The 9,066-nt window shown below is 71.0% G+C and carries 7 protein-coding genes; 2 read left to right on the top strand and 5 right to left on the bottom strand.

What is annotated here, in order from left to right:
• Window positions 1–972, top strand: a 972-nt coding sequence (locus ADX84_RS24430) for a cytochrome P450 (protein WP_049579690.1), incomplete at its 5' end; no start/stop codon positions are given.
• 260 nt (window positions 973–1,232) lie between these two features.
• Here the strand turns inward: ADX84_RS24430 and ADX84_RS24425 are convergent.
• The 5 genes from ADX84_RS24425 to ADX84_RS24405 all read right to left on the bottom strand — a co-directional run bounded on the left by ADX84_RS24425 (window position 1,233) and on the right by ADX84_RS24405 (window position 7,921).
• The gene (locus ADX84_RS24425; RefSeq protein ID WP_082206761.1) at window positions 1,233–2,684 is read right to left on the bottom strand and encodes a nucleobase:cation symporter-2 family protein; all 1,452 of its coding nucleotides are present in this window, start codon (window positions 2,682–2,684) and stop codon (window positions 1,233–1,235) included.
• A gap of 331 nt (window positions 2,685–3,015) precedes the next feature.
• The gene (locus tag ADX84_RS24420; protein WP_049579686.1) at window positions 3,016–4,221 is read right to left on the bottom strand and encodes a hypothetical protein; all 1,206 of its coding nucleotides are present in this window, start codon (window positions 4,219–4,221) and stop codon (window positions 3,016–3,018) included.
• Window positions 4,218–5,462, bottom strand: coding sequence for a hypothetical protein (locus ADX84_RS24415; RefSeq protein WP_156208173.1), 1,245 nt, complete (start codon window positions 5,460–5,462; stop codon window positions 4,218–4,220). The genes ADX84_RS24420 and ADX84_RS24415 overlap by 4 nt, the downstream gene beginning before the upstream one ends.
• Window positions 5,459–6,160: a hypothetical protein gene (locus tag ADX84_RS24410; protein ID WP_049579683.1), complete on the bottom strand. Its 702-nt coding sequence runs from the start codon at window positions 6,158–6,160 to the stop codon at window positions 5,459–5,461. Before ADX84_RS24410 ends, ADX84_RS24415 begins: the two co-directional genes overlap by 4 nt.
• Window positions 6,161–6,235: 75 nt before the next feature.
• Window positions 6,236–7,921: an ABC-F family ATP-binding cassette domain-containing protein gene (locus ADX84_RS24405; protein WP_049579680.1), complete on the bottom strand. Its 1,686-nt coding sequence runs from the start codon at window positions 7,919–7,921 to the stop codon at window positions 6,236–6,238.
• 375 nt (window positions 7,922–8,296) lie between these two features.
• Between ADX84_RS24405 and ADX84_RS24400 the strand changes: the two genes are divergently transcribed.
• A partial coding sequence (locus tag ADX84_RS24400) for a trehalase-like domain-containing protein (RefSeq protein WP_234004204.1) occupies window positions 8,297–9,066 on the top strand: 770 nt, incomplete at its 3' end.

Below are 9,066 nucleotides of genomic sequence, written 5' to 3'. Positions count from 1 at the left end.
ACCCCCACCAACCTCCTGGGTACCGACGGCGCGGAGCACAAGCGCCTGCGCCTGCTCACCGCCAAGGCCTTCTCGGCCCGCAGCGTGGAGCGCCTGCGCCCGAGGATCCACGACCTGACCGTCGAGCTGCTGGACGGTCTGGAAGCCGGGGCCCACGAGCCGCTGGATCTCAAGAACGAGTTCGCCTTCAAGCTCCCCATGAGCGTGATCGGTGAGCTCTACGGCGTGGACGCGGCCGAACACGGCTACCTGCGCGACATGTACGTGAAGTTCTTCAGCGCGGTCACCGGACCCGAGGAGTTCCTGGAGACCTACGCGACCCTGGAGCGCTACTACGAGGGCATGATCGCGGACAAGCGCGCCAACCCGGGCGAGGACCTGACCACCGAACTCCTCAACACCGGTGAGAACGGTGACGCCCTCACCGACCTGGAGGTGCGCGGAACCCTCCAGGTGGTCGTGGCGGCCGGGCACGAGACCACCGTCAACCTGCTGTGCAACGCCGTGCGCGCCCTGCTGGCCCACCCCGAGCAGTTCGACCTGGTCAAGGAGGGCAGGGTCGGCTGGGACACGGTGGTGGAGGAGACCCTGCGCTTCGACCCGCCCACCTCCAACATGATCTTCCGGTTCGCCACGGAGGACGTGGAGCTGGGTGGGCAGACCATCCGCAAGGGCGAGGCCCTGATGACCTCCTACGGCGCGATCAGCCGCGACCGCGACGAGCACGGCGAGGAGCCGCACCCGGACACCTTCGACCTGACCCGGGAGAAGGGGCGCCACATCTCCTTCGGGTACGGGCCGCACGTGTGCCCGGGCTCCCACCTGGCCCGGATGGAGGGACAGATCGCCCTGCCCCTGCTGTTCGAGCGCTTCCCCGACCTCAGGCTCGCCGTCGCGGACGGGGAACTGGAGAACCACCCCTCCATCGTCGTCAACAGCTTGAAGGAACTGCCGGTCCTGCTGCGTCCGTAGGTCGGGCCAGGAGCGTTCGAGGTCCCCGGGGCCGTTCCGCCAGCGACGGAGCGGCCCCGGCCGGCGGGCGGGGCCGCCCCGCGCCGGGTCATGGTCGGCAGCGGGCATCCAAGGACATGCCCAGAAGTGCATTAAAGCGGACAATTGCGGGGTCGCCCGCAAGCCCTGAAGTACCACGCCCGTGAAACGGGGACCGGGGCCGCCGACGGTGTCGGCGGCCCCGGTCGCGTGCCCGTGGGCCCGCTGGGGAGTGAGTGGGGTCAGGCCTTCGCGGGGGCGCTGTCCGCGCCCTCGCGGGGCCCGTCCTCCGAGCCGTCCGGGAGCCCGGACGACTCAGCGGGCGCCTTGCCGCCCGGAGACCGCGAACCCCTCCGCCCGGACCCCAGGACGTTGAAGACCACGTTGAGGACCAGCGCGGAGGCGGTCGCGGTGACGATGCCCGAGTGCAGGATCATCGTGGCCCAGTCCGGGAAGGTCGCGAAGAAGTCGGGCGAGACGATCGACAGGACGCCGAAGCCGAGCGAGACGGCCACGATCACCATGTTCTGGTTGTCCTCGTAGTCCACCCTGCCGAGCGTCTGGATCCCGGCGGCCGCCACCGAACCGAACAGCATCAGCCCGGCGCCGCCCAGGACGGGGGAGGGGATCATCGCGACGACCCGGCCCAGGATCGGGAAGAGGCCCATGACGAGCAGCAGGACGGCGCCAGCGGCCACCACGTAGCGGCTCCGCACCTTGTTCAGCGCGATCAGGCCGATGTTCTGGCTGAACGTGCTGCCCGGGAAGGAGTTGAACAGCGGCCCGACGACCGCCGTCGCGGCGTCGGCGCGCAGGCCGTCGGCCAGTCGGCGGCCGTCCACCTTGCTGCCCACGACCGCGCTCACCGCGAGGATGTCGGCCATGCCCTCGGACAGGATCACGATCATCATGACGCACATGGTGATGATCGCGGCGATCTGGAACTCCGGCGGGCCGAAGTGGAAGGGCGTGGGCAGCGAGAAGACCGGGCCCGTGCCGACCGAGCCGAAGTCGACCGCCCCGATGGCCGCGGCCAGCAGGGTGCCCAACACCATGCCCAGGAGGATGGAGGCGCGGCCCCACACCCCTCGCAGCACCTTGGACAGCACCAGGATGATGAGCAGGGTCGACCCGCCCAGCAGCAGGTTCGTGTCGGAGGGGGCGCCGGTCTCGCTGTTGTCGGTGATCCAGCCGATCGCGACGGGGATCAGGGAGAGGCCGACGACGGTGATCACGCTGCCGGTGACCACCGGGGGGAAGAAGCGGATCAGGCTGGCCATCACGGGTGCGATGAGGATGCCGAACAGACCGGCGACGATCGAGGCGCCGAAGACGGCGGGCAGGCCGCTGGACTCACCGATGGCGGTCATCGCGGTGATCGGGATAAACGATGCGCCGATCACCAGCGGCATGCGCATACCGAAGCGCCACACCCCCAGGGTCTGGACGAGAGTCATCAGACCGGCGACCAGCAGGGCCGCGCTGATGATCAGACCCGTCTCCAACGGGTCCAACCCCACTGCGGCGGCCATGATGAGCGGCGGAGTCACGACTCCGGCGTACAGCGCGAGGATGTGCTGGACGCCGTAGGTGACCAGGAACCGCAGCGGCGGACGCTCGTCCTCGGGCCGCGCTGCGGCGTCGGGGGCCCGGTCGTCGGACACGGTGTCCGAGCCGCCCTTGGGGAACTTCATCGTGGTGGGGCCTTCCGGTGTGGATCGGTCGCGTTCCAAATCATCGGATGATCTGAATTGACATGCAAATTCGGGGGGTATGGCTGGAGAAACACACAAAAGCGCACGGAGTCGACCTCGTCACCGTGTGTGGTGTGGGCCGATGGTGGGGGGTGTCATCCCGAGCCCGCGCCGAGCCCCGTACCTCCCTTCCCCACGGGCTTCCCGAGAGCGGTGGGGTCCCAGGACACGCCTCGGGGCCCGGCCGTGGACACACCCACGACCGGGCCCCGACGTGACGAAGAACGCCCTCCGGTACCCGTCGCAGCCCCGCGCGACGGGTGCCCCGGACTCACCCCCGGGCACCACCGCCCAGGACCCGCTGGACCAGGTCGGGAGCGAGGGTGCCGTACCCGGTCGCCGCCCACACGCTGTGCTGGGCGGGCACCGCGTAGTAGGGCGTCGGCTGGCCATGGGAGGAGTCCAGGACGGCCCTCGGAGGCACGTGGGCACGCAGGTCGCGTCGGCAGTCGGCGCAGGCCTGGACCGACGTCGCACGAGGACTGGCCGGTACCCGCAGGCTGGTCCGGGCCGTCTCACCCCGGTGCCGGGGGTCGAAGAAGCAGTGCCTGGGAGCGGGGCGGCCGTTCAGCGCCGCCTCACAGTGGTCCAGGAGCACGCGCACCCCGACCAGGTCGGACACGTCCCCGGCGGTGTCCAGCACACGCGCCGCCGCCTCGTAGGCGGCCAGGGCGTCCGACGCGCGTTCGCGTGAGCCCTTGAACCTGGCCACCCTGCGGCCGTAGGAGGGCAGGACCCGAGTCAGATCCAGGCGCAGTTCCTCGTGGGCGGCGGAGTCCACCGAGTCGACCACCGCCTCGGAGAGCGGGACGACCCGGACCGGTCGGTGCGCTCTCCGACGCAGACCCCACACGGCGAGGCCCACCAGCGGGAGCGCGGCGAGCAGCACGACCACGAGGGAGAGCGCGCGACCACCCGGGTCACCGTCCGACGACATCCGTTCGTACTCGCGAGCCGCCGCCTCCTCGTCGCCCAGCAGGTCCAGGGCGAGGTCCAGCCGGTCGCCCAGGTCGGCGCGGGCCAGCTCCGGGCGTTGGTTGACCACCGCCAGAACCATCCGCACCGTGTCCGAGGAGGGGCCGGGTACCTTGTCCCCCTCGGAGCGCACGGAGATCACGGTGAGACCGTCTCCGACGACCAGGAACGTGCCCTCCGCTTCACTCCGGTTGACCACGGCGGTGCCCATGGACCTGGGCGCGTTGGGCCAGGGAGTCACGGCGAGGTACACGCCCGGAAGCTCCTCGGTGACGCGGTCGTTCAGATCCCGGGCCCGGTCCTCGGACAGCACCAACGACGATTCGGTGCTGACGTACCTGTCGGGGTGGACGTAGACGGGCTCCTCGGCCAGGTGCTCGGCGACCACCAGCGGAGAGAGGATCCGGCTCGTGGCGTTCGCGTCGGAGGGTAGGGCGGCCGAGGCGGGTACCGGCCACAACACCAGCAGGGAGACGAACAGGGCGGTGAGGGTTCGGGTCATGATCGGACTCCCACCAGTGTTCGGGCCTGAGCGAACGGCTCCCGGCCGTCCAGAGCGATCATGGTCCAGGGGTCGTCCATGTCGGACACGTGGACGCGGCGTCCGCCGTGACGGAGGTACATGGCCCCTCCTCGGGCGTTCGGCGTGTCCGCGCACGCCTCGCACACCCTCCACCGGCGCAGAGTGGCGTCCAGATGGAAGTCGCGCCGCTCCGTGGCAGGGGAGTGCAGGGGATTGTTCCGGCAGGGGACTCCGCTCGCGAAGGGATGGACGAGCGCCCGCCGCCCGTGTCGGGCCAGGACCAGGCCGCAGACCAGTGCCGTGGCCGGAAGGCCGCGGGAGGAGGCGATGAGCCCGGCGGCGTCGTAGGCCTCCCGTGCGCGCGGCAGCCCGGGGTGGTCCGATGGGGTCGCCTCGAACTCCCGGCGCAGTGAGCGCAGCTCCCTGGCCAACCTGTTCCGGATCCGGCTGCGGGAGCCGCGGCTCGCGACCGCGAACCAGGCTCCGGAGACCTGGTCGGGCGCGGGGGAGGTGAACCGGGCGGACCACCTCAGGTACACGCCCGCCACCGCGAGACCGAGCACCGCTCCTGGAATGGCCAGTTCCCACCCTCGTCCGACCCGCGACGTCGGGAGCTGGGTCTCCTGCTCCACGTCGGGGGCGGCGTCACGGGTGAGCGGTGTGGCCTCCACGGGGGTCCTCGGAGACTCCTCCAGTTCGGCGACGACAGCGCTGACGGTGTCCACGGGTCTGAGGGCGCGCGGCAGGGCCGCATCGTCGATCACAGGGGTGACGGGGCTGTCGAAGGCCGCCGTGGCCAACCGGCCGTCCGTCGTCACCGCCACGTAGACCCCGGGAGCGCCGCTCACCTCGTGCAGGGCGTGCAGGAAGAGGGTCGGCTGGCCGCCGGTCTCGTCCGTGGGCGGAGCGGCGTACATGACCACGTACAGGGGGACGTCGCCGTCGAGGGCGTCCGCGACCTGGCCCGCCATCGCGAGCCGGACCTCCTCATCGGGTTGTACCGGGAACAGGTGGCTCACGTGGACCGGGTTCTGTTCGAGTTCCTCGGCCACGCGTGCGACCCGGGTCAGGTCCTCGATCTCCGCCACGGTGCTCGGCCCCTCGGACGAGGTACGCGCCATTGCCGCCGCGCCTGGAAGCAGTACGGATGTCAGCAGCGCCGATGCCACCAGGACCGAGGCCATGGCCGAGGCCGGACCCGGGAGACCTGGCAGGTTCACCGCGCACCCGCCCCACGACGCCGGAGCACCGTCACCCCGGCGCCCACCACCACGGCGGTGCACACGCCGCTGACGACGAAACCGACCGTGGTCGGCCAGGTGACGGTGAGCCAGCGCTGTGACGGAAACCCCGCCGCGACGGCGTCCGGCTCTGGTTCCCCTCCGACACTCCGGACGAACTCGGTCCTGGCGCGGGCGGTGCGTTCGTCCAGGTCCGAGTAGGAGGCGGCCCGCAGCAGCCGGTCCAGCTGGTCGCGCGGATCCTCAGGGTAGGCACCCGTGTAGGACGTGTAGTCCGCGGCCTTCGAGGGAAGCCCCGCCGCGCGCAGAGCCGAGGCGTGCACGTGGTTCGTGTGCGGTGAGAACACCACGACTGAGCGTTTGCTGATGTGGTGTACCTCGTCGGCCAACCAGTCGAGGTCGGCGTCGGTGGGGTGGGCGACCACCAGGACGTCCAGGGGCACGCCCTCCTCGTGCACGCGCGCACGCAGGTCGTCGGCGAGTTCCCAGCGGTCGAGGTGACCGGCGAGTTCCTCGCTGACGAACACGCCGTCATGGCGGTCCAACATGTCGGCGTAGAACCCCGGTGACTCCTCGCTGGGGTGGGCGTGGGCCGGTGCGGCGGAGGCCGCGACCACGAGCGCGACGAGGGAGAACAGCAGTGGCAGGGGGCTCCAGCGGCCTGGGGGATACGGCATGGGGTGCCTTCTTCTCATTTTCTGTTGTTTTGTACCAGAATATGTCGCCCCTGCCGCCGAGGTGCAGCCCGCCTTCTACCTGGCTCTACGGACCCGGGTCTCGTCCCACACCGGCTCGTCCGCCTCGTACACCCGACCATCGGCGCCGAACACCACGAAACGGTCGAAGCCCCGCGCGAACCAGCGGTCGTGCGTGACCGCCAGAACCGTCCCCTGGTAGGCGTCCAGGGCCGCCTCCAACGCTTCCGCCGAGACCACGTCGAGGTTGTCCGTGGGTTCGTCGAGCAGCAGCATCGTGGTGCCCGACAGCTCCAGCAACAGCACCTGGAACCGGGCCTGCTGGCCTCCGGAGAGGGTGTCGAACGGTTGCTCGGCGCTGAGAGCCAGCTCGTAGCGGTCCAGGGCCCGGCCCGCCTCGTCCCGGGGCAGGCCCCGGCGGTGGCCCTGACCGCTGTGCAGGATGTCCAGCAGCGTGCGCCCCAGGAACTCCGGGTGCTCGTGGGTCTGCGCGAACCAACCCGGCAGCACCCGGGCGCCCAACCGGGCCCGCCCGGTGTGCGGAACCGGTGCGATCCCGGCCCGCTCCTCCTCCGGGACCAGCGAGGACTCGGGGTCGTCGCCACCACCGGCGAGCAACCGCAGGAAGTGCGACTTGCCCGAACCGTTGGAGCCCAGCACGGCGACCCGCTCGTCGTACCAGACCTCCAGGTCGAAGGGGCGCATCAGCCCGGTCAACTCCAGCTTCTCGCACACCAGGGCGCGTTTGCCGGTGCGCCCGCCGCGCAGTCGCATCCGCAGGTTCTGGTCCCGGGGCTGCTGCTGGGGCGGCCCCGCCTCCTCGAACCGGCTCAACCGGGTCCGCGCCGACTGGTACCGCGTGGCCATGTCCGAGTTGTAGGAGGCCTTCTGCTTGTACATGGACACCAGCGCCCTGAGTTTGGCGTGCTCCTCGTCCCAGCGTTTGCGCAGCTCGTCCAGGCGGGCGAACCGCTCGCGCCGGGCCTCGTGGTAGGTGTCGAAGGCCCCGCCGTGCACCCACGTGTCGTTGCCCGCCGCGCCCAGCTCCACCGTGACGATCCGGTCGGGGACCCGGCTGAGCAGCTCGCGGTCATGCGAGACGAACAGGACCGACTTGGGGGTGGCGCGCAGCGCCTCCTCCAGCCAGCGCTTCCCGGGCACGTCGAGGTAGTTGTCCGGCTCGTCCAACAACAGGACCGGCGCCGGTCCGCGCAGCAGCGCCTCGACGACCAGCCGTTTCTGTTCACCGCCGGAGAGCGTGCGCACCTCCCGCCACCGGCAGCGTTCGTAGGCCACGCCCAGGGCGGCCACGCAGCACTGGTCCCACACCACCTCGGCCTCGTAGCCTCCGGCGTCGCCATACCGGGTGATCGCCTCCGCGTAGCGCATCTGCGTGGCCTCGTCCTCGGAGAGCATCATGGCCCCCTCGGCCGCCTCCAGGTCCGCGTGGGCCCGGCGCACCGGTGCGGGGGCGACCGACACCAGGAGTTCGTGCACGGTGGTGGCGTCGCGCACGTGTCCCACGAACTGCGGCATCACCCCCAGTTCGCCGTCGACGGTGACCGCGCCCGACTGGGGCGTGAACTCACCGCGCACCAGACGCAGCAGGGTGCTCTTCCCCGCGCCGTTGGCGCCCACGAGCGCGGTCTTGGAACCCTCGCCGACCCGGAACGACACCCCGTCCAGCAGCACCCTCCCGTCGGGGAGGGTGTGTGTCACCTGGTTGACGTCGACGTAGCCCACGACCGCTCTTCCTGTTGCCCATGATGGCGCGCACGCTCCGGCGGCGCGGAAGGTCAGCGTTCCACGCGAGTTCAAGCCCCGGCAATCGGTTTTCCCTGGAAGGAGCGGGCCCGGACCTTAAGAGTCCCTTAGCTGACACCTAAGGTCCGGTGAAACCCGCTGTGTGCCCGTTCACCCCTGTTCTAGGTTCTTCTCGCCGGTCAGTGAACCGGTGTGTTCGGGGACGACGAGGTCCCCGAACCCGAAGGCGCGGAGAAAGGCGGCGGGGTGACTCTCACACAGGGAGCTGCGGGCACACACGAGGCGACGGGGGCGGCCCCGGCACATCGGGCCTGTTGCGCCGAACCCCGCGAGCGCCCGGTCCCGATCGAGCGCATGTCGATGCTCTCCAACCAGGCCTCCGTGGCGCTGCTGGGCCCGGACGCGCGCCTGCTCTGGTTCTGCCACCCCGAGCCGGACTCCAACGCCCTGTTCGCCGAGGTCCTGGGTGGCCGTCAGGCCGGGGTCTTCGCGATCTCGCCCGCCCACGGGCGGATGCCGCTGGGCCAGCGCTACCTGCCGGGCACGATGACCGTGCGCACCCGCTGGTCCCGCCTGGAGGTCACCGACTACCTCGCCCAGGACACCGAGCCCGGACGTACGGACCTGGTCCGCGTCGTCGAGGGTTCGACGCCCGTGACCGTCGAGTTCGCCCCGCGTCCCGACTTCGGCCGCGCCCCGGTCCGGATCGTCGCCGAGGACGACGGACTACGCGTCCACGGGGCGGACTTCCCCCTGGTCCTGCGTTCGCCGGGCGTGCGGTGGCACATCGAGCCCGAGGACGGAGGGGACACCGCCCGGGCCACCCTCGAACCGGTCCAGGGTGAACCGGTGGTGCTGGAGCTGCGCTGCGGCACCGACTCCCTGACCGCGCACCCCGTGCCCGAGACCCGACGCCGCGAGGACGGCGAGGGCGCCTGGACCGGGTGGCTGTCCGGGGTGGAGCTGCCCCTGACCCAGCGGGATCTGGTGGCCCGTTCGGCGCTGACTCTGCGGGGTCTGTGCACCCCCACCGGCGGTGTCATGGCCGCCGCGACCACCTCCCTGCCCGAGGAGATCGGCGGCGTCCGTAACTGGGACTACCGCTACTGCTGGCTCCGCGACGG

This window comes from Nocardiopsis sp. SBT366, from assembly GCF_001083815.1.
Lineage (GTDB): Bacteria > Actinomycetota > Actinomycetes > Streptosporangiales > Streptosporangiaceae > Nocardiopsis > Nocardiopsis prasina.
Note: the sequence above shows the minus strand (reverse complement) of the source record. Positions and strands in the feature narration are given on the sequence as shown.